21 protein-coding genes are annotated in these 25575 nt (G+C 68.2%); 9 read left to right on the top strand and 12 right to left on the bottom strand.

The genetic code is table 11. The features are described from left to right. Positions 1-12: 12 nt before the first annotated feature. Positions 13-2070: an autotransporter assembly complex protein TamA gene (locus tag AC3WR5_RS05250; RefSeq protein ID WP_492482406.1), complete on the bottom strand. Its 2058-nt coding sequence runs from the start codon at positions 2068-2070 to the stop codon at positions 13-15. Beyond that, the gene (locus AC3WR5_RS05245) at positions 2067-3236 is read right to left on the bottom strand and encodes a vWA domain-containing protein (RefSeq protein ID WP_141288551.1); all 1170 of its coding nucleotides are present in this window, start codon (positions 3234-3236) and stop codon (positions 2067-2069) included. The genes AC3WR5_RS05250 and AC3WR5_RS05245 overlap by 4 nt, the downstream gene beginning before the upstream one ends. A 220-nt stretch (positions 3237-3456) precedes the next feature. Between AC3WR5_RS05245 and AC3WR5_RS05240 the strand changes: the two genes are divergently transcribed. Further along, the gene (locus AC3WR5_RS05240; RefSeq protein WP_231011538.1) at positions 3457-4674 is read left to right on the top strand and encodes a GGDEF domain-containing protein; all 1218 of its coding nucleotides are present in this window, start codon (positions 3457-3459) and stop codon (positions 4672-4674) included. Between the two features lie 12 nt (positions 4675-4686). Here the strand turns inward: AC3WR5_RS05240 and AC3WR5_RS05235 are convergent, their stop codons facing one another. Further along, complete coding sequence (locus AC3WR5_RS05235) at positions 4687-6720, bottom strand: S9 family peptidase (RefSeq protein WP_492482403.1); 2034 nt, start codon at positions 6718-6720, stop codon at positions 4687-4689. 76 nt (positions 6721-6796) lie between these two features. After that, the gene (locus AC3WR5_RS05230; protein WP_141288554.1) at positions 6797-7651 is read right to left on the bottom strand and encodes an AAA family ATPase; all 855 of its coding nucleotides are present in this window, start codon (positions 7649-7651) and stop codon (positions 6797-6799) included. 203 nt (positions 7652-7854) lie between these two features. Here AC3WR5_RS05230 and AC3WR5_RS05225 point away from each other — a divergent pair, with 203 nt between their 5' ends. Together AC3WR5_RS05225 and AC3WR5_RS05220 are read left to right on the top strand one after the other, a co-directional pair. Next, complete coding sequence (locus AC3WR5_RS05225; protein ID WP_141288555.1) at positions 7855-8505, top strand: c-type cytochrome; 651 nt, start codon at positions 7855-7857, stop codon at positions 8503-8505. Between the two features lie 206 nt (positions 8506-8711). Then, positions 8712-9965 carry an HD-GYP domain-containing protein gene (locus AC3WR5_RS05220; protein ID WP_231011540.1) on the top strand — a complete coding sequence of 418 codons (1254 nt, stop codon included), beginning with the start codon at positions 8712-8714 and terminating at the stop codon, positions 9963-9965. 184 nt (positions 9966-10149) lie between these two features. On the opposite strand, the gene AC3WR5_RS05215 is transcribed toward AC3WR5_RS05220, so the two are convergent. Further along, positions 10150-10581: a DUF1841 family protein gene (locus AC3WR5_RS05215; RefSeq protein ID WP_492482400.1), complete on the bottom strand. Its 432-nt coding sequence runs from the start codon at positions 10579-10581 to the stop codon at positions 10150-10152. Between the two features lie 43 nt (positions 10582-10624). Here AC3WR5_RS05215 and AC3WR5_RS05210 point away from each other — a divergent pair, with 43 nt between their 5' ends. Further along, positions 10625-11203: a malonic semialdehyde reductase gene (locus AC3WR5_RS05210; protein WP_492482398.1), complete on the top strand. Its 579-nt coding sequence runs from the start codon at positions 10625-10627 to the stop codon at positions 11201-11203. Further along, a complete protein-coding gene (locus AC3WR5_RS05205) occupies positions 11188-11955 on the top strand; it encodes a sulfite exporter TauE/SafE family protein (protein ID WP_492482396.1) in 768 nt (255 codons plus the stop codon). The genes AC3WR5_RS05210 and AC3WR5_RS05205 overlap by 16 nt, the downstream gene beginning before the upstream one ends. Here AC3WR5_RS05205 and AC3WR5_RS05200 read toward each other — a convergent pair. From AC3WR5_RS05200 to AC3WR5_RS05175, 6 genes are read right to left on the bottom strand one after another with little or no spacing between them, the layout of a single operon-like run. Then, positions 11932-12570 carry a YceI family protein gene (locus AC3WR5_RS05200; RefSeq protein WP_492482394.1) on the bottom strand — a complete coding sequence of 213 codons (639 nt, stop codon included), beginning with the start codon at positions 12568-12570 and terminating at the stop codon, positions 11932-11934. The two genes, AC3WR5_RS05205 and AC3WR5_RS05200, sit on opposite strands and share 24 nt — an antisense overlap. Then, complete coding sequence (locus tag AC3WR5_RS05195) at positions 12567-13148, bottom strand: YceI family protein (RefSeq protein ID WP_141289357.1); 582 nt, start codon at positions 13146-13148, stop codon at positions 12567-12569. Before AC3WR5_RS05195 ends, AC3WR5_RS05200 begins: the two co-directional genes overlap by 4 nt. Before the next feature lie 39 nt (positions 13149-13187). Beyond that, the gene (locus tag AC3WR5_RS05190) at positions 13188-14036 is read right to left on the bottom strand and encodes a PhzF family phenazine biosynthesis protein (RefSeq protein ID WP_492482392.1); all 849 of its coding nucleotides are present in this window, start codon (positions 14034-14036) and stop codon (positions 13188-13190) included. Beyond that, on the bottom strand, positions 14033-15259 hold the full coding sequence (locus tag AC3WR5_RS05185; protein WP_231011541.1) for an aminotransferase-like domain-containing protein: 1227 nt from the start codon (positions 15257-15259) through the stop codon (positions 14033-14035). Before AC3WR5_RS05185 ends, AC3WR5_RS05190 begins: the two co-directional genes overlap by 4 nt. Continuing rightward, complete coding sequence (locus AC3WR5_RS05180; RefSeq protein ID WP_492482390.1) at positions 15256-15999, bottom strand: aspartate/glutamate racemase family protein; 744 nt, start codon at positions 15997-15999, stop codon at positions 15256-15258. Before AC3WR5_RS05180 ends, AC3WR5_RS05185 begins: the two co-directional genes overlap by 4 nt. Next, positions 15996-16940 (bottom strand): DMT family transporter, encoded by a 945-nt coding sequence (locus tag AC3WR5_RS05175; RefSeq protein WP_492482388.1) that lies wholly within the window; start codon positions 16938-16940, stop codon positions 15996-15998. Before AC3WR5_RS05175 ends, AC3WR5_RS05180 begins: the two co-directional genes overlap by 4 nt. Positions 16941-17041: 101 nt before the next feature. On the opposite strand from AC3WR5_RS05175, the gene AC3WR5_RS05170 reads away from it, so the two are divergent. Further along, entirely contained in the window at positions 17042-18538 is a 1497-nt protein-coding gene (locus tag AC3WR5_RS05170) for an aminotransferase-like domain-containing protein (protein WP_492482386.1), read from the top strand. A gap of 130 nt (positions 18539-18668) precedes the next feature. Beyond that, positions 18669-19820 carry an ABC transporter substrate-binding protein gene (locus AC3WR5_RS05165; protein WP_141288257.1) on the top strand — a complete coding sequence of 384 codons (1152 nt, stop codon included), beginning with the start codon at positions 18669-18671 and terminating at the stop codon, positions 19818-19820. A 10-nt stretch (positions 19821-19830) separates the two neighbouring features. Here AC3WR5_RS05165 and AC3WR5_RS05160 read toward each other — a convergent pair whose 3' ends face one another. Beyond that, positions 19831-21795 carry an aminotransferase class I/II-fold pyridoxal phosphate-dependent enzyme gene (locus AC3WR5_RS05160; RefSeq protein WP_492482383.1) on the bottom strand — a complete coding sequence of 655 codons (1965 nt, stop codon included), beginning with the start codon at positions 21793-21795 and terminating at the stop codon, positions 19831-19833. A gap of 313 nt (positions 21796-22108) precedes the next feature. On the opposite strand from AC3WR5_RS05160, the gene AC3WR5_RS05155 reads away from it, so the two are divergent. Together AC3WR5_RS05155 and AC3WR5_RS05150 are read left to right on the top strand one after the other, a co-directional pair. Beyond that, on the top strand, positions 22109-22912 hold the full coding sequence (locus AC3WR5_RS05155; RefSeq protein WP_492482381.1) for an iron-containing redox enzyme family protein: 804 nt from the start codon (positions 22109-22111) through the stop codon (positions 22910-22912). A gap of 37 nt (positions 22913-22949) precedes the next feature. Further along, entirely contained in the window at positions 22950-25574 is a 2625-nt protein-coding gene (locus AC3WR5_RS05150) for a PAS domain-containing hybrid sensor histidine kinase/response regulator (RefSeq protein ID WP_492482380.1), read from the top strand. The last annotated feature ends 1 nt before the right edge of the window (position 25575 follow it).

Raw genomic sequence — 25575 nt, 5'->3', positions numbered from 1 at the left:
GAATGCAGGTGCTCAGAAGGCCACGCCAACGTTCAGGTGGATGCGGCCGCGGTGCAGTTCCTGGCCCCAGGCCCAGTCCAGGCTCAGCGGGCCGACGGGGCTGCGCCAGCGCACGCCCAGGCCGTAGCCCAGCGCGGGCTTGAGCTCGGGCAACTGGTCGGCGGCGCGGCCGGCGTCAATGAAGACCGCACCCCAGACCGAGGGCAGCGAGGCGAGGATGGGGTGCGCAGCTTCCACGCTGCTGGTGAACAGCAGCCGGCCGCCGGTCACGCCGCCGTCTGCCGTGGCCGGGGCCAGCGTGCGCCAGGGGTAGCCGCGCACCGAGTTGTCGCCGCCGGCGCGAAAGCGCTGCGAGTCCGGCACCTGCACGCCGGCCGGCGTGAAGACCTTGCCCAGCTCCAGCCGTGCCTGGGTGTACCAGCTGCCCACCGGCCAGTAGCCGGTGGCGCGGCCGTAGGCGCGGGCGAATACGCCGCGCTTGCTGGCATTGCCATCGGCCAGGCCACCGCCGAACTCGGTGGCCAGCGTGTAGCCCTCGGTGGGCAGCAGCACGTTGTCGACCTCGCGCCAGGTGTTGTGGGTGTTGGCCGACAGGGCGGCCAGTTTCTCGCAATCGACCAGCGCGCCGTTGTCGCGCACGCATTCGACCGCGCGCTCGGCTTCCAGGTAGTTCAGCCGGTCGAACTTCGGCTTTTCCAGCGAGCGGCCCACGCGCAGCCGCTGCGACAGCACCATGTCGTCGTCGGTCCACAGGCGCTCGACCGAAGCGCCGACCAGGTCGCGGCTGAAGCGCTCGTCCGGATGGGTCGAGACTTCGCCGTCGTAGGCCTGGCGGTTGCGGCCCCATTCGAGCTTGTTGCGCGAGGTCAGTGCGTAGCCGAAGACCCGGCGGTGGGTGTATTCCAGCGTGGTACGCGGCCCGCTGGTGGCGCTGATGCCGATGGCGGTCACGGCCGACTGCAGCGGCGTTTCCTTCAGGTGCACCTGCACGGTGGCATGGTCGGCCTGCGCAGGGTCCGGGTCCATGGTCACGGTGACCTGGTCGAACAGCCCGGCCTTGCTCAGCCGCTCCTGGAATTCCTGCAGCCGGTTTTCGGTCAGCGTGGCGCCGCGCGGGAAGCCGGCCATGCCGCGCACCTGCTCGGCCTGGTGGTGGACCAGGCCGGTGATCTCGAAGTCCCCGGCGCGGTAGAGCGGGCCGCTGTCGGCCACGATGAACAGGCGCACGCGGTGCTGCGTGTCGTCCACTTCGGCCGCGGTGCCGCTCCAGCTCGCCGCGGCGTAGCCGGCGGCGCGCAGCTGGGCCAGCGTGCTGTTCTTGGCGTCGCTCCAGGCGTCGGCGCTGAATTCGGCGTCGGTCGCCAGCGCCCAGTCGCGCTTGAGCGCGTCGCGCACCTGCTGTGCCTCGGCCACCCCGGCTTCGGCCTGCTCGGCCAGCGGGCCTTGCACCTCCAGCGTGACCCGGCCGACCCTGGCGCGCGGCCCGGTCTCCACCGTCAAGGTGACCTTGGGCGGCTGGCCCGCGGCTTCGGGCTCGCGTGTGACGATGGCATTGGCCGAAAAATAGCCCTCGGTCTTGGCCAGGTCCTCGGCTTGCGGCGGCAGCGCGGCGATCAGCCGCGACCATTCGATGTTGCTGATCTGCTGCGCAGTGGGCAGCGCGGCGGCGCGTTGCAGGTCCAGGTAGTTTTCCAGCAGCTGCTTCAAGGGCTGGGGTGCCTTCACGGTCAGCTTGGGCACCAGGCCGGTGACCTGGCTGGCGTCATCTTCGGCATCGCTGGCGGCGGAGGCCGGGGCGTTCGCGGCCACTGCGTCGTGCGCGGATTCGTCGGCATTGGCGGCGGCCCGCACCGCGACCTGGCCTGACGCCGCGGCCGCCACAGGCTTGGCCACCGCCGCGGCGGCAGGCTTGGCCGGCGTGACTGGCAGCGCGCCGGGCGGCGCAGCCGAAGCCGCGGCTGCCGAGGCTTGCGCGGCCGAATCCATCGAACGCAGGTCGGCGCAGCCGGTCGCCAGCCACACACCCGTGGCCAGCACCGACAGCAGGACCGCGTGACGCAGCCGCTTCATTTGCTGAGCAGCCGCATCGCTCCTTCCAGCCCCGCCAGCGTGAGCGGGAACATGCGCTGCTGCATCAGCTGCTGCACGATGCCGATGCTTTGCCGGTACTGCCACACCCCTTGGGGTTCCGGGTTGATCCAGGCGTATTTGGGGAAGGCATGGGTGAGCCTTTGCAGCCATTCGGCACCGGGCTCCTCGTTGTTGTATTCGACGCTGCCGCCGGGCTGCAGGATTTCGTACGGGCTCATCGTCGCGTCGCCGACGAAGATCAGCCGCCAGTCCTTGTTGTACTTGCGGATCAGCTCCCAGGTCGGGCTCTTCTCGGCATAGCGGCGGCGGTTGTTCTTCCACATGAAGTCATAGACGCAGTTGTGGAAGTAGTAGAACTCCAGGTGCTTGAACTCGCTCTTGGCGGCCGAGAACAGCTCCTCGACCCGGTGGATGTGCTCGTCCATCGTGCCGCCAACGTCCATCATCAGCAGCACCTTCACCTTGTTGTGCCGCTCCGGGACCATCTTGATGTCCAGGAAGCCGGCGTTGGCCGCGGTGGCGTGGATGGTGTCGTCCAGCGCCAGTTCCAGCTCCGAGCCCTCGCGGGCGAAGCGGCGCAGCCGGCGCAGCGCGACCTTGATGTTGCGCGTGCCCAGTTCGCGGCTGTCGTCATAGTCCTGGAAGGCGCGCTGGTCCCACACCTTCACGGCACTCTTGTTGCGCCCAGGGCCGCCAATGCGCACGCCCTGCGGGTTGTAGCCGCCGTGGCCGAACGGGCTGGTGCCGCCGGTGCCTATCCACTTGTTGCCGCCCTCGTGGCGCTCCTTCTGCTCTTCGAGGCGCTTCTTCAGCGTCTCCATCAGCTCGTCCCAGTCCATCTTCGCGATGGCGGCCTTCTGCTCGGGCGTCAGCTCCTTTTCCAGCAGCTTCTGCAGCCACTCTGCCGGAATCTCCTTGCCGAAGTCGGTCAGCATCTGCACGCCGTTGAAGTAGGCGCCGAAGGCCCTGTCGAACTTGTCGAAATGGGTTTCGTCCTTGACCAGCGTGGTGCGGGCGAGGAAGTAGAAGTCGTCCACCGACGGGCCGATCACACCCAGTTGCAAAGCTTCCAGCAGCGTCAGGTACTCCTTGACCGAGACCGGCAGTTTGGCGGCGCGCAGCGTGTAGAAGAAGTTGATCAGCATGGCGGCAAAGAAGGTCTGGGGCAGCGGGGCGCAGCACTTGGCGCCATGAATCCTCGGCCGGGGCAGGCGGATGGCCGGACCATTGTGCCGAAGGCCGAGAATACCGCGCCCTTCGACCGAGAAACACCGCTGCCGGCCCGGGCGCTGGGCCGACCGGCTGGCAGTCGCTCAAGCGGGTTCGGAAAAAGGCCGATATGGCATCGAGGAACCGCCCGCATTCATGACCGCCACCATTGCCTTGCTGCTGCTGCAGGCCAGCATGCACCTCTTCTACGCTGCCAGCTGGGCGATGGCGGGCACCTTGCTGGGCCTGCAGCGCAGCGCCGCGCTGCACTGGGCCGGCTACTGCCTGCTGCTGTCGCTGGGTTCCTTCGTGTTCCTGGCGATGCCCGCAGGGCTGCCGCCGACGCTGGGCGTGCCCATGGCCAACATGAGCTTGCTGGCCGCTGCGCTGCTGGCGCGACGCGGCGTGGCCCGCTTCGCGCAGTACCCGCCGCGTGACGGCGAGGGCCTGCTGATCCTGTCGACAGGCGCGCTGGCGCTGGTCGTCACCGGGCTGGACGCACCCAATGCGGCCATGCGCATGGTGATGCAGTCGACGCTGGTGTCCATGGTGCTGCTGCGCATGGGCGGCGAGATGCTGGGTGCGATCCAACGCGAATTCGGCCGTGTCGGCGCCTGGCTGCTGGCCGGGCCGGTGGTCGTGCTCGGCATTGGCCTGGGCGCGAGGGCGGTCGCGGTGGCACTGCGGGCCAGCCATCCGGAGCAGTCGGTGATGACGGCCGACAACCCGATCAACGTTGCGGTGCTGCTGTTGCTGGCCGCTTTCTCGACGCTGTTCCAGCTGTCGCTGGTCTACCTCGTGGTGCTGCGGCTGGTGCGCAAGCTGCACGAGCTTTCGCACCACGACGCGCTGACGGCGCTGCTGAACCGCCGCGCCTGGCACCACGCCCTGCTGCAGGAGCGCCAGCGCCTGCGCCGCACCCCACGCGACACGGCGCTGCTGGTGGTCGACATCGATCACTTCAAGCACTTGAACGACCGGCACGGCCACGCCGTGGGCGACCGCGCGCTGGCCGCAATTGCCCGCACGCTGCAGGCCACCGCCCGCGCGACCGATGCAGTGGCCCGGCTGGGCGGCGAGGAATTCGGCCTGCTGCTGGGCGACACCGACCTCGAAGGCGCACGGCTGGCGGCCGAACGCCTGCGCGAGGCAGTGGCGCAAATGCAGCTGGTGCACGACGACCTGCCGCTGACACTCACCGTCAGCATTGGCGCCGCAGTGCTGCCCGCCGCCGCCTGCCGGCTCTACAAGCTGGAGCAGCTGCAGCTCAAGGCCGACGCCGCGCTCTACCAGGCCAAGGCGGGCGGCCGCAACCGTGTCGTGCTGGGCGTGCTCGATTCAGGCGGCCTGACGCTGGTGGCCGCCAGCGCCTGAGCGCGCCCGATTTCAGCCCTTGCTGCGCTTGGCCTTGGCCTTGCCCTTTTGCTGCGTCACGTCGTGGCGGTGCAGCCAGGCGAAGAATTCCTGGTACCAGAGCTGGCTGTTGCGCGGTTTGAGCACCCAGTGGTTCTCATCCGGAAACCACAGCAGCCGGCTGTCGATGCCACGCGCCTTCAGCGTGTTGTAGTAGGCCAGGCCTTGCTGGTCCGGCACGCGGTAGTCCAGTGCGCCATGGATGACCAGCGTCGGCGTGCTGAAATTCGCGGCATAAAGGTGCGGGCTTTGCGCGCCAACCTTGGCCGGGTCTTCCCAGTACCAGGCACCGAGTTCCTTGGCATGCCAGCTCCAGGCGTCGTCGGCGAACATGGCGGTCCAGTCGAAGCAGCCGGCGTGGCAGACATAGGCGGCGTAGCGGCCGGGTTTCACATGGCCGTTCATCCAGGCCACCATGTAGCCGCCGTAGCTGCCGCCTGACGCAAACACGCGCGCCGGGTCGCACCAGCGCTGGCTCAGCAGCCAGTCGGTGCCGGCCTCGACGTCCTGCAGCTCCAGCTCGCCCCAGCGATGGGTGATGCTGTCCAGGAACGCATGGCCGAAGCCGGACGAGCCGTGGTAATTGACGCTGGCCACCACATAGCCTTGCGCGGCAAACAGCTTGCTGCTCCAGCGGTAGTGCCAGTTGTCGCCTGGGCCGGTGTGCGGCCCGCCGTGGATGCTGTGCAGCACCGGGTATTTCTTCTTGGGGTCGAAGCCCGGCGGGAAGTGCAGCCACATCTGCACCTTGTCGCCCTCGGCGCCGCTGAACCACACCTCTTCGTGGTGGCCCAGCGTGTAGCGGGCCAGCAGCTCGTCGTTGAAGCTTTCGATGCGGCGCGGCTTTTCGCCGGGCGCATGGGCGCACAGCTGCGCCGGGTGCTGGGCGGTGTCGGCCAGGCTGACCAGCGTGCCTGAAGCCTTGTCGAAACCGGTCACGGTGCCGCCCTGCACGACGATCTCGGCGCGCCGGTCCGGCAGGTCGAAGCGCCAGACGTGGCTGCGGCCCTGCTGCTCGGCGGTGAACAGCACCGCCTGGCCATCGTCCTCCCACAGCAGAGGGGCGTTCACCGCGTGGTCCCACTGGGCACTGATCACTTCCCAGCTGCCGAATTCGTCCTCGAAGACCGCCAGTTGCGCTGGCATCGTGTGCTTGCGGCCCTGGTGGGAGGCGAGGAAGGCGATGCGATCACCGGTCGGGCTGTAGCGGGGCGCGGAGGTGTCCCATTCCGCGTCCCGCACCAGCTCCCGGAAGCGGCGCTGGCGCAGGTCCAGCTCGACCATCGCGAAGCGGCCGTCGACCTTCTTCTCCGGCGCCGGGTCGTAGGCGAAGACGATGCGCTTGCCGTCGGGCGAGATGTCGAAGCAGGTCGCATCCGGGTCGAAGCGCGGCAGCTCATAAGGCGTGCCTTCGAACAGGTCGGTCACCTTGCCGCTGGCCAGGTCCAGCGTCAGCAAATGCGGCACGCGGCCTTGCGGCAGGTTCTGGTCCCAGAAGCGGTAGGCCGATTCGCTGGTCACGTAGCCGGTGGCCTTGCGGTCCTTGAAGGCCTTGTGCTGCTTGGCCTGGGCTTTCATGCCCTTCAGCTCGGGCCAGAGCCAGGAGATGAAGGCGATGCGCTTGCCGTCCGGGAACCACTTGAAGGCCTCGATGCCGGTGGCCACTTCGCCGACGCGCCGGGCCTCGCCGCCATCGGTGGCTATGACATAGAACTGCGGCGTTTCGTCCTTCTTGCCCTGCTGCTCGCGGCGGGCAATGAAGCCGACGGCGTGCTCATGCGGCGAGAAGCGCGGCTGGCCGTCCTTGTCGCCGCAGTGGGTCAGCGCCCGCGGCCGGCCGCCCAGCGTGGACAGCAGCCACAGCGTGGTGCTGGCCTTGTTCTCTTCCATGTCGTAGCGGCTTACCGTCGCCACGGCTTGCGCGCCGTCGGGCGACAGGCTGGGGTTGCCCAGCCTTTCCAGCTGCCACAGCGCGTCGATGGTGAAGGTCTTGTCGGAACGGGCCAAACGCATCTCCTGTAGGGTCGGCGGGATCGCCGCCGGAAGCCTTCAACGATAACGCGGCTGCGGCCCGTGACAACGGTCAGCGGTTCTGTCTTTGCATGAAGACGAGTTTCTCGAACAGGCTCACGTCCTGCTCGTTCTTCAGCAGCGCGCCGACCAGCGGCGGCAGCGAGACCTTGTCGTCCTTGCTCTGCAGCACTTCGGCCGGGATGTCCTCGGCCACCAGCAGCTTGAGCCAGTCGATCAGCTCGGAAGTCGAGGGCTTCTTCTTCAGGCCGGGCAGGTTGCGCACGTCATAGAAGCTCTTCAGCGCCGCGGCCAGCAGCTCCTGCTTCAGGCCGGGGAAGTGCACGTCGACGATCTTCTGCATCGTCGCGGCCTCCGGGAACTTGATGTAGTGGAAAAAGCAGCGGCGCAGGAAGGCGTCCGGCAGCTCTTTTTCGTTGTTCGAGGTGATGAAGACCAGCGGCCGGTGCTTGGCGCGGATGGTCTGGCGCGTTTCGTAGCAATGGAACTCCATGCGGTCGATCTCGCGCAGCAGGTCGTTCGGGAATTCGATATCGGCCTTGTCGATCTCGTCGATCAGCAGTGCCACCGGCGTCTCCGATTCAAACGCCTGCCACAGCACGCCCTTGACGATGTAGTTCTGGATGTCCTTGACCTTGGCCGAAGTTTCGACATCGCCGAGCTGGCTGTCGCGCAGGCGGCTCACCGCGTCGTACTCGTACAGGCCCTGGTGTGCCTTGGTGGTGCTCTTGATGTGCCACTCCAGCAGCGGCAGGCCCAGCGCCTTCGAGGCTTCCTCGGCCAGCATGGTCTTGCCCGTGCCTGGCTCGCCCTTGACCAGCAGCGGGCGCTTGAGCGTCATCGACGCATTGACCGCCAGCATCAGGTCGGCGGTGGCCACGTAGTTGTCGGAACCTTGGAATTTCATGGCGTGTGGCCGGGGCGAGCCCGAGTTTTGACGACTTGGAAATGCGGTGTTGCCAGGGGTTTGGCAGGGGTCGGATCAGTATAAGGTCGTGCCTATAATCGTTGACAAATCGCAAGCCGGTGCAGCCAGGCAGGCATTTTTTGCCATGCCGTACACCGTACCGGCCCTCCTCGAAACCGTTCGCCAAGACGAATCATTCCGCGATGAAAACCAAGGCAAGCCTTTTGCTGCTGGCGCTGGCCAGCTTCTTCTTTTCAGCAGCCCAGGCCCAGGAGGTCAAGGGCGATGCGAAGGCCGGTGAAAAGAAGAATGCGATGTGCATCGGGTGCCACGGCATCGTCGGCTACCAGGCCAGCTTCCCGCAGGTCTACCACGTGCCGATGATCTCCGGCCAGAACGCCAAGTACATCGCCTCGGCGCTGGACAGCTACCGCAAGGGTGATCGCAAGCACCCGACCATGCGCGCCATTGCCGGCTCGCTGAGCGACCAGGACATTGCCGACCTCGCGGCCTACTACGCTGACCACGGCCATGCAGGTGCCACCGCGCCGCCGCCGGCCGAACTGCCGGCCGCGCTGAAGGACAAGCTGGCCGTCTGCGTGGCCTGCCATGGTGCCAACTTCAGCACCACCCCCGACCCGGCCAACCCGCGCCTGGCCGGCCAGCATGCCGACTACCTCACGCTGACCCTGAAGTCCTACCAGGCCGACGCCGGCCACCTGGTCGGTCGCAGCAACCCGACCATGAACGCCATGGCCAAGACGCTGAGCGAAACCGAGCTCCGCCAGGTGGCGGAGTTCCTGTCCACGCTGCCGGGTGAGCTGAAGACGCTGCCGCAATCGCACTTCCGCTGAGCCCCGGCGCCGCAGCGCCCGCGTTTGCGAAATCTCAGGCGGGGCCCGCCTGAAAAAGCCGCCGCCCGGCAGGGTTGGCGGCTTTTTCATGTCCGGCCAGGGAAGAGGCCCAGGCCAGCGGCCATGTCACCCGCTCAAGCGACATGGGCTTGTGGCCGATAACAGGCTGTTGCCCAGGGTCTTGGGTACGGACACATTGGCCGGACATGCTTAAAAAAATACTGGTTTCGCAGGTCAGACTGGGCATGCACATCCACGCGCTGGAGGGCGCGTGGATCGACCATCCTTTCTGGAAGACCAAGTTCGTCATCAAGGACCACAACGACCTGGCCAAGCTGCATGCGAGCGGCTTGCCCGGTGTGTGGATAGACTCGGAAAAAGGCCTGGACCTGGCCGATGCGACCGAGCGCCTGCCGGGCCTGCGGGCGCCGGCCCGTGCCGCCGAGGCGCCGGCTGCCGCGCCGGTGACGCCGCCCGCTGCGCCTGCCTCGAGAATGCCGCCCGAGCCGGACCGCGACCTGAAAACCGAGCTCTCGCAGGCTGCGGCGCTCTACAAGGAGGGCCGGGCGCGTGTCGTGTCGATGTTCACTGAAGCCCGGCTGGGCAAGGCCGTGGATGCCGAGCAGTGCCTGCCGCTGGTCAACGACATTGCCGATTCGGTGTTCCGCAACCCTGGCGCGCTGGTCAGCCTGGCCCGGCTCAAGACCCAGGACGACTACACCTACATGCATTCGGTGGCCGTCTGCGCACTGATGGTGTCGCTGGGCCGTGAACTGGGCCTGGACGAGGCTGGCTGCCGGGATGCAGGCCTGGCCGGTCTGCTGCACGACCTGGGCAAGGCGGCAATGCCGCTGGACGTGTTGAACAAGCCCGGCAAGCTGACCGACGAAGAATTCACCGTGATGAAGTCGCACCCCGACCGCGGCCATGAAATGCTGCTGGAGGCCAAGGGCGCGAGCGCTGGCGCGCTGGACGTCTGCCTGCACCACCACGAGCGCATGGACGGCACCGGCTACCCGCACAAGCTGCCAGGCGAGCAGATCAGCCTGCTGGCGCGCATGGGCTCGGTCTGCGACGTCTACGACGCCATCACCTCGAACCGCCCTTACAAGGCCGGCTGGGACCCGGCGGAGTCGATTGCCAAGATGGCTTCGTGGCAGGGCCATTTCGACCCCAAGATCTTCCAGGCCTTCGTCAAGAGCCTGGGCATCTATCCGGTGGGATCGCTGGTCAAGCTGCAGAGCGGCAAGCTGGCGGTGGTGGTGGACCAGAATCCCAAGGCCCTGGTGACCCCGATGGTCAAGGTCTTTTTCTCGACCAAGTCCCAGATGCCACTGAACCCGCAACTGCTGGACCTGGCCCGCTCGACCGACAAGATCGTCGGCCGCGAGAACCCGGTCACATGGGGTTTCAAGCAACTGGATGAGCTGTGGGCCGGGGACAAGCTGCCGAAACGATAGGGCTTCGGTTTGGGTTCGCCTGCGTGAACTGAACCGTTCGGCCTGAGCTTGTCGAAGGCGGCGCAAGCCACCATGCCCTATGCAGGCTTCGACAAGCTCAGCCCGAACGGGAGGTGGGATCAGGCCGAACGGGAGGTGGGATCAGGCCGAACGGGAGGTGGGATCTGCCCAAACGGAAGGCGGATCAGCGCGTCGCGCGTCGCCGCACCGCATCCAAGTACGCATGCCCGTCCGGCGGCAGGCCGCTGCGTTGTGAGGCCCACAGCATCTCGCCCAGGCAGTCCATGACCTCGTGCTGCGCGTCGTGCAGCGAGTTGCGCTTGGCGGCCAGCAGTTCGACCGCCTGGCGGATGCCGCGCGGCTGGTCGATCGAGACCTGTTCGCTGATGCTCAGGTGCATGGACAGGTGCAGGAAGGGGTTGGTGCGGCCGTCTTCCACGTCGTAGACGGCGGCCAGCGCCGCTTCCACGTCGGCCAGCTCGGCGTGGTACTCCGGGTGCTCGGCGATCCAGCCGGCGGCCAGGGTCTCGATGGGCGAGAGCAATTCCCCGTTGCGCTGCTTGGCCAGGGTCTGGCAGAAGAAGTTGCGAACGTCGTGCTGGGAGGGCTGGAACATCCGAGAATTGTCGCTTCTTCGCCTTCCCACCGCCGAGCACCGCATGAATGTCACCACGGAACAGCTGTTCACCGAAGCCCGCACCGCCAACGCCTACCTGCCCACGCCAGTGGCCGAAGCCACGCTGCGCGAGCTCTATGAGCTGACAAAGTGGGGCCCGACGGCGTCCAACAGCTCGCCGATGCGGCTGATCTTCGTCACGTCCGATGAAGCCAAAGCCAGGCTGGTGCCCTGCATGGCACCCGGCGGCAACCAGGCCAAGGTCGGCCAGGCGCCGGTGACGGCCATCGTCGGCATGGACATGGCGTTCTACGAGCACTTGCCCAGGCTCTATCCGCAGGTCGACTTCCGCAAGATGTTCATCGACAACCCGGCGCGGGTGCCGGACGCCGCGCTGCGCAACAGCAGCCTGCAAGGCGCCTACCTGATGCTGGCAGCCCGCGCACTGGGCCTGGACTGTGGCCCGATGGGTGGCTTCAACGCGGCCGCGGTGGATGCGGCCTTCTGGGCCGGCACCACGGTGCGCACCAACTTCATCTGCACGCTGGGCAAGGCCGACCCGGCGGGCGTGCGCCCGCGCAACCCGCGCCTGAGCTTCGAGGAAGCTTGCCAGGTGCTGTGAACGAGCTGTTCGCGCACGGCTGGTCGTTCTACGCCATCGCCATCCCGGCGGTGGTGCTGATGGGCCTGTCCAAGAGCGGCTTTGGCGCAGGCTTCGGCGCGCTCGCGGTGCCGCTGCTGGCGCTGGTGGTGCCGGTGCCACAGGCCGCAGCCATCATGCTGCCGCTGCTGGCGGTGATGGACGCGATGGGCCTGGCTGCGCTGGTGCGCGAGTGTGACCGTGGGCTGATCAAGCTGCTGCTGCCGGCCGGCCTGCTGGGCACGGTGATCGGCACGGTGCTGTTCGGCGTGCTGTCGGCCCACACGGTGGCCGGCGTCGTCGGCGCGATCACGCTGCTGTTCCTCGCCATCCGCCTGGTCTTCCCGCCAAAGGCAGACGCGCCACCGCCGCCGCGCTGGCTGGGCTTCACGCTGGGCACCGTGAGCGGTTTCACCAGCTTTGTGGCCCATGCCGGCGGCCCGCCGGTCAGCTTCTACGTGCTGCCGCTGCGGCTCTCGCCGATCAAGTTCACGGCGACCATGGCGGTCTTCTTCGCCGCGGTGAACCTGTCGAAGTGGATTCCCTATGCCTTCCTCGGCCTGATCGACACGCGCAACCTGTGGACCTCGCTGACGCTGGCGCCGTTCGCGCCGCTGGGCGTGTGGCTGGGCCTGCACGTCGTGCGGCGCATCAACCAGGTCTGGTTCTACCGGCTGTTCAACATCGGCATGGCGCTGACCGGCAGCAAGCTACTCTGGGACGCCATCCGCTGAAGGCCCGGTCGGCGGTGGCATTACCTCAGGCGCCATGTCCGCGGGCACCGCCACGGCAACGATCCGCACCTGCAAGGTCACCGCCATGCGCAGGCCCAGGTCCTTCCCGATGTCGATGCCGAACTCGTCGCGCTGCAGCTTGCCCACTGCGCTGGCGCTGCAGGCCTCGCGTTGCAGCGTGTCGTCCGGCGCGCAGCGAAAGGACTGGATGGCAAGCCGCAGCGGGCGCGTCACGCCATGCATCTGCAGCTCGCCTTCGACTGCGCCGGGCACACCGCCGATGAAGTCCACCAGCCGACCCTGGTAGCAGATCTCGGGAAAGCGGGCCGCCTCGAAGGCCATCGGCCCGCGGGCCAGGTCGTTCAGCATCGACAGGCCGAAGTCAAGGCTGTCTGCCGGCAGGCACACCGCCACCTGGCCTTGCCCGGCCTCGCGGTCCAGCAGCACTTCGCCTGTGCTGCGCGCAAGCTGGCCTTCGACCATCGACAGGCCCGCATCGGCCTCGACACTGGCCTGCGTGCGGGCCGGGTCCAGCGCGTAGCGCTGCGTTGCGGCCAGGCTGCCCTGGGACAGGCTGGCCACGGCCAGTCCCCATGCCACGCCCCTCAGTGTCACGGTGCCTGGATCGCTTCGATCTGGATGCGCAGCGTCACGTCCATCTTGAAGCCGTAGTCCTTGCCTGCGGCCATGCCGAACTCGTCGCGCTGGATCACCGCCAGCGCGTCGGCACCGCACACCTCGCGCTTGAACATCGGGTGCGGCATGCACTTGAAGCTGTTGATCACCAGTGCCACCGGTCGGGCCACGCCATGCAGGCGCAGCTCGCCTTCGACCGCGGTGGGCGCGCCGTTGACGAACTTCACCAGCTTGCCCACGTAGGTGATGCTGGGGTATTTTGCGGTGTCGAACAGCATGTCGCCGCGCGCTGCCTTGTTCATCGCGTCCAGCCCGAAGTCCAGGCTTTCGGCGTCCATGCGCACCGTCACAGTGCCGGTGCCGGCTTCCTTGTCCAGCGTGATCTCGCCGGCGCTGCTGTTGAGCTTGCCGCGCCAGACCGACAGGCCGTTCAGGTGATCGGCCTCGAAGCTGGGGTAGGTGTGCGAAGGGTCGATCTCATAGCGCACCGGCGCTGCGTGGGCGCCAGCGGCGAGGGACGCGGCGGCGAACGCCGCGAGCAGGGGGTGTGGGCGGATGTGCATGGCCAGCATGCTGCCACAGCCCTGCCGCTCACATCAAAGCCGCACCTGGCCCTCGATGCAGCCAGCCACGTCGCCGCCCACCCACACCGTCTCGCCCTCGCGTTGCAGGTAGACCCGCCCCATGCGGCCCATGGCCGTGCCTTGCGAAACCACGTAGCTCGCAGGCGCCGCGTCGCTGTCCATCAACCATTGCGCCAGGCTGGCGTTCAGGCTACCGGTGACCGGGTCTTCGTTCACACCGATAGCGGCCGCGAAGGCGCGCACTTCGAAGGTGGTGTCGGTGCCGGCGGGCTGCGGGGCGATCAGGCCCGCCTTCGCCAGAGGCCTCAGGCGGGCATGGTCGGGCGTCAGCGCCAGCAGGCGTGCGGCGCTGCGGGTTTGCAGGCCCAGCCAACGCGGGCCGTTGTCCAGCCACTGCGCGGCCACCAGTTCATCGGCCGGCAGCGCCAGGGCCTGCAGCACTTCGCTGAGCAGTCCGGCATCCACCTCGCTGCGCCTGGAAGGCGGCGCGGCAAAGGCCAGGCGCGTGCCGTCTCGGCGAATGCTCACCAGGCCCAGCGCACACTGCTGCACCACCTCGGTTGCCTGCCGGGGCTGGCCGCCGGCACGCAGCCACGCATGGCAGCTGCCCAGCGTCGGATGGCCGGCAAAGGGCAGCTCACCACCCGGCGTGAAGATGCGCACGCGATAGTCGGCGCCCGGCTGCGTGGGTGGCAGCAGAAAGGTGGTTTCGCTCAGATTGGTCCAGCGCGCGAAGGCTGCCATCTGTGCGTCGCTCAGTCCGTCGGCGTCGTGCACCACGGCCAGGGGGTTGCCCCGCAGCGGTGTGTCGGTGAAGACGTCGAGCTGGCTGAACTGCCTGGACTGACCCGCTTCGCTCATGGCGTTTCCTGTGCCAGGTCCTCGAACAGGTGCTTCTTCAGCACGCCGCCCAGCGTCGCCACCGCGTAGCGGATCTCGTCGGGCGTCAGCGTCACGAAGGACAGGCGCATCGTGCGCGTGTCCGGCGCATGTGCGTAGAACGGCTCGCCCGGCACGAAGGCCACGCCGGCGGCGACGGCCTTGGGCAGCAGCGCCATCGCGTTGCAGCCTGCCGGCAGGCGCAGCCAGAAGAACATGCCGCCTTGCGGCGCGGCCCATTCGGTTCCGGCCGGCATGTGTTCGGTCAGGGCCTGGGCCATGGTGTCGCGCTGGGTCTTGTAGCGGGCGCGGATGGTCGGGATGTGCTGGTCCAGGAAGCCGTTGCGGATCACCTCGAACACCATGCGCTGGTTGAAGCTCGGCGTGTGCAGGTCGGCCGCCTGCTTGGCCTGCAGCAGCTTGGGTGTGAGCGCGGCGGGCGACACCACGTAGCCCAGGCGCAGGCCGGGCGCCAGCACCTTGGAGAACGAGCCCATGTAGACCGTGCCTTCGGGCCAGCGCGCGGCCAGCGGCGCGGCAGGGGCCTGGTCGAACCACAGGTCGCCATACGGGTTGTCTTCGACCAGCGGCACGCGGGCGGCCTGCGCCGCGGCAACGACGGCCTGCCGGCGCGCCTCGCCCATCACCCGGCCGGTGGGGTTCTGGAAGTTCGGCAGCACGTACAGGAAGCGGGTGCCGGGCGCGTCGTGCGGCAGCGCGCGGATCGCATCGGGAATCGGGCCCTGGTCGTCGCTGGCCACGCTGGTGAACAGCGGCTCGAAGGGCGCAAAGGCCTGCAGCGCGCCGAGGTAGGTGGGGGTTTCGACGGCCACCGGCGCGCCAGCGTCCACCAGCACCTTGGCAATCAGGTCCAGCGCCTGCTGCGAGCCGGTGGTGATCAGCACCCGGTCCGGGGTGACCTGCTGGCCTTGCGCGTTCAGCGTGGCGGCCACCCATTCGCGCAGCGGGCCGTAGCCTTCGCTGGCGGCGTATTGCAGCGCTTCGCGCGGGCTGTCGGTCAGCACCTTGGCGCTGGCTTCGCGCATCGCTTCGATGGGGAAGGTGTCCGGCGACGGCAGGCCGCCGGCCATGGACAAAACGCCAGGCTGTTCGGTGACCTTCAGGATCTCGCGGATGATGGACGGGTTCATGCGCGCGGCGCGGTGCGCGAGCGTCCAGGGGCTTCCGGTGGTCTTGTCGGTCATGGCAGTTCCTTCGTTGTCTCAGGCGAATGGTCAGCAAGCATCCACTGCACGGCCGCCTGGGCGTGCAGGGTGGTGGTGTCGAACAAGGGCAGTGGCCAGCCGCCAGGTTCGGGGGGATTCTGCGGGTCGGTCAGCAGCGCGATCTCGGTGCAGCCGAGCACGATGGCTTCGCAGCCCCGCGCTGCCAGGGCGGTCATCATCTCGACGACCCGCTCGCGCGAGCCGCCCAGCACCTGGCCGCGGCACAGTTCTTCGTAGATCACGCGGTGCATCTCGGCGCGGCCAGCCGCATCGGGCACCACGGTTTCGATGCCATGCTGCTGCGCCAGGTGCTCGCGCAGGAAGCCGTCTTCCATCGTGAAGCGTGTGCCCAGCAGGCCCACGCGGCGGTGGCCGGCGGCGCGCAGTGCGTTGCCGGTGGCGTCGCCAATGTGCAGCAGCGGCAGGCCGCCGAGTTCGGTGATGGCCGGCGCCACCTTGTGCATGGTGTTGGTGGCGATGATCAGGCCTTCGGCGCCGGCCGTGCGCAGCTGCGCGGCAACCTGGCCCAGCAGTGCGCCGGCTCCGGCCCAGTCACCGCTACGCTGCTGCTCGGCGATCTCGGCAAAGTCCACGCTGGCCAGCCGCAGGCTGGCGCTGTGCAGCCCGCCCAGGCGCTCGGCCACGCCCTGGTTCAGCAGCCGGTAATAGACCAGCGTCGACTCCCAGCTCATGCCGCCCAGCACACCCAAGGTCTTCATGCAGCGCCTGCCTTCTTGGTGGCCATCGGCATCCGCTTGCCCAGCATCACCACAGCCAGCACCGCTAGCGCAAAGCCCAGCGTGTGGGGGCTCAGGGCCTCGCCCAGCACCGGCACCGCCAAGAGCAAGGCGAGGAAAGGCTGCAGCAGTTGCACCTGGCTCACGCGCAGCGTGCCGCCCATGGCCAGCGCCCGGTACCAGGCGAAAAAGCCGACCCACATCGAGAACACCGTGACGTAGGCAAAGCCGCCCCAGGCCGCGGCCGCCACCGCATGCTGCGGCCAGCTCAGGGCAGCCACAGGCAGCGTCACCGGCAGGCTCAGCACCAGCACCCAGCTGATGACCTGCTCGGCCTGCCAGCCGGCGCTCAGCCGGGCGCCCGAAACGTAGGCGACCGAGGCGCTGAGCACCGCCAGCAGCAGCCAGCCGTCGGCCAGCACCAGTTGCCCATGGCCTTCCCAGGCGGCGAACACCAGCACCAGGGCACAGCCGGCGCAGGCACACAGCCAGAAGCCCAGCGGTGCGCGCTGGCGCAGCATCAGCGCTGCCATCGCCGCAGTCGCCAGCGGCAGGATGCCGGTGACGACCGCGGCGTGCATCGAAGGCACCTGGCGCAGCGCCAGGCCGAGGAACAGCGGGAAGCCGACCACGCTGCCCAGCGCGGTGACCAGCAGGTCGCGCAGGTGGCGCTGCTGCGGCCGGGCTGCGCGCGTGAGCAGCAGGTAGACGGCGGCCAGCAGCCCGGCGCCGGCGGCGCGGCCGGCGGTGACGAACAGCGGCGGCAGCTGCGGCGCGTCCGCCGGGCCGACGGCCAGGCGTGTCATCGGCAGCGTCATCGCGAACATCAGCACACCCAGCGCGCCCAGCCACAGGCTGCGGTGCAGCGTTGCGGCGCTGGGTGCGGAGGAGGAGGAAAGGCTGGCGGAAGCAGAACTGCCCATGCAGCCAGTGTAGGGTGGCGCACCGGTACAGTTCCAGTACAGTTCAAGGGTGCACAGCCGGAATCTGTACCGGTTGGCCAGCAGACACAGATGAGCTTTTCATGAGCCCTGCAGACTCGTCCTTGACGTTGAACGACCGCCTGCTCGCCGGCGATGCCCCGCTGGCCGCAGGCGGCAGCGGTGGCGCCTCCGGCGCTTCGGTCGGCACACTCGCTCGCAGCGCCGGCCAGACGCTGACCGAACAGCTCGCTGCGCAGTTCGCCGAGCGCATCCGCCAGCGCCTGCTGGCGCCCGGTGCGCGACTGCCTTCGGTGCGCGACTGCGCGAGCCGGCACGGCGTGAGCGCGCACACGGTCGTCGCCGCTTATGACCAGCTGCTGGCGCAAGGCCTGGTCGAGGCGCGGCGCCAGCGCGGCTTCTTCGTGCGCGAGCAGCGGGCCGCGCAAGCGGTGCGTGCAACCTTGCCACCGGACACACCGCGGGTGGCGCCGGTAGACGCCACCGCGCTGATCCGCGGCATGTTCCACGGCCTGTCGGACAAGCCCGCGCCAGGGTTGGGCACACTGCCGGCCGACTGGCTGGACCTGCCACTGCTGTCCAGCGCGCTGCGCCGGGTGCTGGCCCAGGGTGACCCGATGATCGCGTTGCAATACGGCCACCCGGCCGGCGACCGGCGGCTGCGCGATGCGCTGTCCATCAAGCTGGCCAGTTTTGGCGTGCGCGCAGTGCCCGAGCAGATCATCACCTCCACCGGTGCCACGCACGCGCTGGACCTGATCTCGCGCACGCTGCTGGCCCCTGGCGACGCGGTGCTGGTGGACGAGCCGGCCTGGGCCGTGGAATACGCGCGGCTCAGCCAGCTCGGCATGCGGCTGCTGCCGGTGCCGCGCGGCGTGGACGGGCCGGACCTGGGCGTGATGGCCACGCTGATCCGGGAGCACCGGCCGCGCATGTACGTGACGGTGCCGGTGCTGCACAACCCGACCGGCAACTCCATCAGCCTGGCACACGCCCACCAGGTGCTGAAGCTGGCCGAGGCGCATGACTTCTGGGTGGTCGAGGACGACACCTATTCCCACCTCGCCCCCGCCCACCTGCCGCGCATGAGCGCGCTGGACGGGCTGCAGCGCACGCTCTACGTTTCCGGCTTCTCGAAGATCCTCACGCCGAGCTGGCGCGTGGGCTACATGGCCGTGCCGCCGCAGGTCGTGGAGCGGCTGGTCGACACCAAGCTGCTGTCCACGCTGACCACGCCTGCCGTGCTGGAGCAGGCGGTGGCGCTGTGCCTGGAGCAGGGCAGCCTGCGCCGCCACGCCGAGCGGGTCACGCAGCGGCTGGACGCGGCGCGTCACCGCACGGTGCAATTGGCACAGGCGCACGGCTGCCGTTTCGTGACGCCGCCCAACGGCCTGTTTGGCTGGCTGGACACGGGCGTGGACACCGAGGCGCTGGCGCAGGTGATGCTGGACCAGGGCTGGCTGCTGGCGCCCGGCCACCTGTTCCAGGCCACGCGCAAGCCCGGCACGCTGATGCGCATCAACTTCGCGACCAGCCAGGACCCGGTGTTCTGGCAAGCCTTGAGCGCGGCAAGGCGCTGAAGCTGGCGTGCGGACGCGCGGGTGCCACATGGTTTATCCCGTGTTGCAGCGGCCCCCGCCTGTCGCCCTGGGGACAAGGCAAGACCCTTGCGCTGCCTAGACTTTGGCGCTCACGAAACCCGGAGCTGCCATGTCACGCCGTCGCCAATTCCTTGTTCGAAGTTCAGCGCTCGCGCTGGCCGCAACCGGGCTGCCGGTGGCGCGGGCTGCGGACGAAGCGCTTGGCCCGCAGCAGGTGACCCTGGGCTGTTCGCTGGCCATGACGGGCCCGCTGGGCGGTGCCGGCACCGCGCATGTGGCGGGCATCAAGGCGGCCTTTCGTGCGGTCAACGAGAACGGCGGCATCAATGGCCGGAACCTGCGTCTTGCCGTGCGGGACGATGCCTACGTTGCCACCCGGACTTTGGAGAACGTCAAAGGCCTGCTGGACGGCAATGCCGCGTTCGCGCTGATGTCCTGCATGGGCACGGCCAACACCGCGGCCATCCTGCCGCTGATCGAGCAGGCCGGCGTGCCTTGCGTGGGGCCGGTGACTGGCGCAGCCTCGCTGCGGCGGCCTGACCTGAGGCAGGTCTTCCATGTGCGTGCCAGCTACAGCGACGAAGCCATCCGCGTGGTGCAGCAGCTGGTCTCGATGGGGCTGAAGGACATTGCACTGGTCTACCTGGACAACCCGTTTGGCAAGGAAGTGCTGCGTGATGCAGAGGCCGCGCTGAGTGACAAGGGGCTGAAGTCGATCGGCCAGTTTGCGCTCGCGGTGAATGGCGCGAATGCCGGTGAGCTGAGCCAGCAGGTGCTGGCCGCCAGGCCGGGCGCGGTGCTGCTGGTCACGACAGGCAGCGCCAACACCGCGCTGGTGCTGGCGCTGCGCAGCAAGGCCGGCGGGCTGCCGATGGTGGGGCTGTCGGTCTCGGTCATTGCGTCCGAGCTGCCACGGCTGGGTGCCGCCGCCAAGGGCATGGCCATGACGCAGGTCTTCCCGGATGCAGAGAAGACCAAGCTGGCCGCTGTGCGCCAGTACCAGGCCGAGATGAAGGCGCTGGGCGACGAGCACTACGACGCCAGCAGCTTCGAAGGCTGGGTCAATGCGCAGATGATGATGGAAGGCCTGCGACGCGCTGGCCGCGACCTGAGCCGCGACAAGCTGCGCCAGGCCCTGGCCAGCATCAAGCGCCTGGACCTGGGCGACTACAGCCTGGGGTACGCAGGCGCCGGGCCGTTTGTCGCGTCACGCTTCATCGAGCTGGCGGTGATGGGCGCCGACGGCCACCGCGTCGGCTAGAGAGGGTGCTTCAGCAGACGCCGGGCAACGCCGCCTGTTCGGCCAGGCTGAGCACGCGCAGGTGCAGCTCGCCGTCCAGCGTGGCCAGGCCGTGCAGGTCGATGGACTTCTGCGTCTGAAGCAGCCGCGCCAGGTAGGCAATGATGGCCGGCTCGATCACCTGGCCCGGCACCAGCACCGGGATGCCGGGCGGGTAGGGCACGATCTGGTCGCAGCAGATGCGGCCGTTCAGCGCCGGGTTGGCGCGGCCGTTGTCGTCCAGCACCGGCAGTTTCTCGCCGGCCTCGTAGAAGGCGTCCCGCGGCAGGCAGGCCAGGCGGGTGAAGCGTGGCGCCTCGGGCATGCGTGCGTAGGTCAGCGGCGTGCGGCGGTCCTTGGCCAGGCGCAGCATCGCGTCGAACAGGCGCGAGACCTTGCTGCGCGTGGTGCCGATGGTCAGCAGCAGCGTGAGCGTGTTGTGCGTGTTCTTCTCGACCTGGATGTTGTAGCGGCCGATCAGTTCGCCGCGCAGTTCGTCGGCACTCCAGCCGCTGGCCGAGATGTCGATGGTCAGCTTGGTCGGGTCCAGGCGGATGCCGTCTTGCTTCACCTCGTCGGACAGCAGCTCGTCCAGCTCCAGCACCCGGAACGCGCCGGTGGCGTTGATCTTCTGGCGCAGCTCGTGGGCGAACTTCAGCGAACGGTCCAGCAGCCGGTAGCCTTCCATCACGGCCTGCTTGCGCGCCACGTCCAGGCTGGCGATCAGGTTGTACTGCGGGCTGGTGCTCGCGTGCATGTTGAAGTTCTCGCGGAACAGGTGCTCGTCGAACGCCGGGTCGTTGACGTGGATCATGCTGGCCTGCGAGAAGGCCGAGAGGATCTTGTGCGTGCTTTGCGTGGCGTAGTCGGCGCCGCACTCCAGCGCGGTCGGCCGCAGCTCGGGGTGGAAGCGGGCATGGCCGTACCAGGCCTCGTCGACGATGACCTTGATGCCGGCCTCGTGGGCCGTCTGGATGATGGGGCGCAGGTCGTAGCGCAGGCCGTCGTAGGTGCAGCTGGTGAGGATCAGCACCTTGGCGTCCGGGTTGGCGGCGATGGCCGCGGCAATCGTCGCCTTGGGCACCGGGCCGAACAGGCCGAAGTGGCGGTTGACCGACGAGTCCAGGTAGACCGGCATGGCACCCGACAGGATCACGCCGTGGTGGACCGACTTGTGGCAGTTGCGGTCCAGCAGCAGCTTGTCGCCCGGTGCCAGCAGGGTCTGGAAGATGACCTTGTTCGAGGTGCTGGTGCCGTTGGTGGCGAAGTAGGTCTTGCGCGCACCGAAGGCCTTGGCGGCCAGCTTCTGCGACTGGGCGATCACGCCGGTTGGATGCAGCAGCGAGTCCAGCTCGGGCACGCTCACCGAGAGGTCGGCGCGCAGCATTTCCTCGCCGACGAAGTCGTAGAAGTCGCCCACCCAGGGGCTGTTCTTGAACGAGTCGCCGCCGCCGTGGCCGGGCGTGTGCCAGCTGTCCTTGGCCTGGGCCACGTAGTCGCGCAGCGCGTCGTAGAAAGGCGTGTCGGCCTTCTCGGCCAGCTCGGCCGCGAGGATGCGGAACCAGCCGTTGAAGTCCATTTCCTCGCGGAAGAAATAGCCGTCCACCGCGTCGCTGGCGAGCTGCTCGACCAGCAGCTTGTCGCTGTCGTCCTCCAGCAGCATGTAGAGCGACAGCTCGGGCCGCGCTTCGATGATGCGCTGGGCGGTGAGCACGGCCGGCGCGCCATGGTCTTCGCTGCCGCGCGCGCCGTGGTCCATCAGCACCACCTGCACGTCCGCGCCGGCGGTGGTGGCCAATGCGGCTTCCAGTGCGCCGCCGTCGCAGGCGCAGGCCATGGCCTGCAGGCCGAAGGGGTTGTCCAGCCTCGCGGCCGCGGCATTCAGGCCATGGACCACGGCGGCCCGCCAGGTCTCGTCTGCGCTGACCACCAGCACATGGGTTGCGGGCTTCGTCACTTGTCTCTCCTCATTGCACTGCCTGTCGCTGGCGGCCGGCTCGTGGCCCGCTGCCGAATCCTGTCCTGCCACACGCGGGTGCGCAGGCAGCCCGCCAGTGTAGGAGCGCCCAAGGCGCAGAAAACTCGGTTCGAAGCCGCTGGCGGCTGGCGGGGCGCCGCTGCCGGGCCTCAGCCTAGGGGTTGCCTCGGCGGCTTGCGCGCCATGCCGGATTCATTGATTGTCAGCCGGCTGCCAAGTGGTTAGAGTCAATCGGCGACCCGTTGTTCTGTCTCATGGCCGCGAACAGGGATCAGGGGATCAAGGGATCAAGATGAACAACGAGTTCGCCTTGCAGGGCGCGCTGACGGACATTCGCAGCTACCCTGACTGGGTCCAGGACCTGGTCAGCGAATGTGAGCCTACCCGGCTGGGCGTGACGCAGCACGAACTGTTCCGCCTGATGCGGGACGCGCGCCTGGCGCCCGGGCAGACCCGCAATTTCCTCGCCGGCATCTGGCCGGTGATCGAGCAGTTCCCGCAGTACATGGCGCTGAACCTGCTGAAGGTGGCGCTGGGGCGGGTGCGCGGCCACGACCAGGCGCGCAGGTACCTGATTCGCAACATCCGCGTCGAGCAGAACCATGCGGATCATTGGCAGGCCTGGGCGCTGGCGGCCGGGCTCTCGCTGGACGACCTGGTGCACGGTGCGGTGCCGCCGGCCACCGAGGCCTTGTCGCACTGGTGCTGGCACAGCTGCGAGCGGGACTCGCTGGCCGCCGGCATGGCGGCGACCAACTACGCGATCGAGGGGGCCACGGGTGAGTGGGCTGACCTGGTCTGCGCCAGCGATGCCTACGAGAACAGCCTGCCCGAACTGCATCGCACCAAGGCGATGAAGTGGCTCAAGCTGCACGCCAAATACGACGACACCCATCCCTGGGAGGCGCTGGAAATCATCAGCACGCTGGTGGGCATGACGCCCAACCGGGGCTACGTGGACCTGATCCGCTCCCGGGTGCTGACCAGCTACAACTACATGAAGATGGCGCTGGACAAGTGCCTGGACGCCCCCTCCCCCGTGCAGGTGCCGAGGTGGGATCCTTCTCGCCATGAGGCGGTCCGCGAGCGGGTTTGAGGCAATGCAGGGAGTCGGCGCCGACCTCCAGCCCATCATGCAACGCCGCCCCGCCCGCCGAATCTCCTGGGTCGTCGTGGCCCTTGGCACCATCGGCCTGTTCCAGGTGCTGCTGGCCATTTTCAGCATTCAGTTGCTGGCAGCGGTGCAGTCGTACGTGATTGGCGAGAGCCTGTATTCCAAGGCCCAGAAGGACGCGCACATCCACCTGCTGGAGTACCTTCAGTCCGGCACGGAGGAGGACCACAGGCAGTTCCTGGATGCCGTCGCCATTCCGGTGGGCGACCGCATGGCCCGCGAAGAACTGGACAAGGCGGCGCCCGACTTCGAGGTGGTGAGGCGAGCCTTTCTCGCCGGCGGCAATCACCCCGATGACATCGACGGGCTGATCTGGCTCTATCGCTGGTTTCATGATTCTTCGCTGATGGCCGAGGCGATTGCGAGCTGGCGCGAGGGCGACCTTGCCGTTGCCGAGTTGCAGGCGGTGGACAAGCAGTTGCGGCTGATTCCGCCACCCAGGCGTTTCGACGAGGCCCTGACCGCGGAGATGCGGGCCAAGGTGGCCAGCATCAATCTGCGCCTGACACGCCTGGAGCGCACGTTTTCCGATCGCCTTGCCTTCAACGCGCGCCTGCTTCGGCGAGCTGCCATTGCCATCAATGCGCTGGCGGCTGCGTTGCTCGGGTTTCTGGGCCTGGGCATCGTGCGCCGCGGGCTGCGGGACAGGGAGTTGGCGGCACACGAGATCCGGCGTCGGCAGCAACTGCTGCAGCAGTTGCTGGACTCGACGACGGAAGGCTTGCTGGGGGTCGATACCCGGGGCTTTTGCACCTTCGTGAACCGTGCCGCGCTGGATCGCCTGGGGTACCGGCAGGAGTCGGAACTGGTCGGCCACGAGGTTCATTCGGTGATTCATTCCCGTTGCGAGCTGGTGGCGGGTGAACAGACCTGCCCGGTGCAGCAGACCTTCCTGAAGATGGAGCCGGCGCACCGCCAGGCCAGCCAGTTCTGGGACCGGCAGGGCAGGGCGTTTCCGGTCGAGTACTGGGCCCACCCGATGTACCAGGATGGCCGGCCCGACGGTGCGGTGGTGACCTTCTTCGACGTGAGCGAGCAACGGCGCACCAAGGCCGCGCTGGAGAAGAGCGAAGCCAAGCTCGCCAAGCTCATCGAGGCGGTGGCCGATGCCGTGATCTCGGCTGATGAGCATGGGCGGATCGTGCTGTTCAATCGTGCGGCGGAACAGGTGTTCCGGCTGCGCGCCGAGCAGGTCCTGGGTCGGCCCGTGGCCGAGCTGTTCAAGGATCTGGCCCTGCTGGACGGTGGTGCACCTGCAGCGGCTCCTGGCGGCAAACCACTGGAACTGGTGGGCCTGCGGGGCGACGTGCCATTTCCCGCCGAGGCCACGTTCTCGAGAGTGGACACCGGCCCTGGGCCGCAGACCACCATCGTGCTGCGCGACGTGAGCGAGCAGCTGGCCATGCGGCGCGAGCGCGAGCAGCGCCAGACGCTGGAGGCCCACAGCCGCGCCAAGACGGAGTTCCTGTCGCGCATGAGCCATGAGTTGCGCACGCCGCTGAATGCCGTGCTCGGGTTCGCGCAGCTGATGAACATCGACCTGGCGCACCCGCTGGATCCGCTGAACCAGGGGCGGGCACGTCAGATCGAGCGCGCAGGCGCCCACCTGCTGGCGCTGGTGAACGATGTGCTGGACCTGTCGATGGTGGAATCCGGCCGGCTCTCGCTGAGCCTGCAGGCGGTGGAGGCCCGTGCCGTGGCGGAAGAGGCCAGTTCGGTGGCCGGCACGCTTTCGGAGGAAGGGCGGATCGAGCTCGACGTGAGCTTCCCCGGCCCGCTGTGGGTGCATGCAGACGAGGTGCGCCTGCGGCAGTCGCTGATCAACCTGCTGAGCAACGCCGTCAAGTACGGCGGCCGCGAGGGACCTGTCACGCTGTCCCTGGTGCCGCAGCACGATCACTGCCAGTTCAGCGTGAAGGACCAGGGACCCGGCATGACGGACAGCCAGTTGACCCACCTGTTCGAACCCTTCAATCGCCTGGGCGCCGAACACTCCGGTGTCGAAGGTACAGGCATCGGACTGGTGCTGACACGCCAGCTCGTCCAGGCGATGGGCGGCGAGCTGGCGGTGGAGAGCGCGCCTGGCCAGGGCACCCGGGCCACCATCACCTTGCCCTGGGCGGCGGCGCCGCAGGCACTGGCTGCGCCCCGCTGGCCGGTTGCCGCGTCAAGCAGCGCCGCCCGGCTGGACGTGCTCTATGCCGAGGACAACGACGTCAACATCGAGCTGATGTCGCAGCTGGTCAAGCTGCGCTCGTGGGTCACCTTCCGGGCTGCCAACAGCGGTGCGCTTGCACTGGCGATGTTCATGCAGCGGCGGCCCGACCTGGTGCTCATCGACATGAACCTGGGCGATGTCTCGGGCCTGGAGTTGGCGGCGCAATTGCGTGCCCTGCCGGGCGCGGCCACGGCTCGGCTGGTCGCCCTGTCGGCCGACGCGCTGCCGCACCAGGTCCGCATGGCACTCGACAGCGGCTTCGAGGGCTACCTGACCAAGCCGATCAACTTCGCCGAGGTCCTGGGGCTGTTTGATCGGCTGGGCGGCGCGCCGGCCCCGCAGTCCGCCAGCACGGTGGGGCACTAGC

Source organism: Ideonella sp. FW305-24, assembly GCF_058788035.1.
Note: the sequence above shows the minus strand (reverse complement) of the source record. Positions and strands in the feature narration are given on the sequence as shown.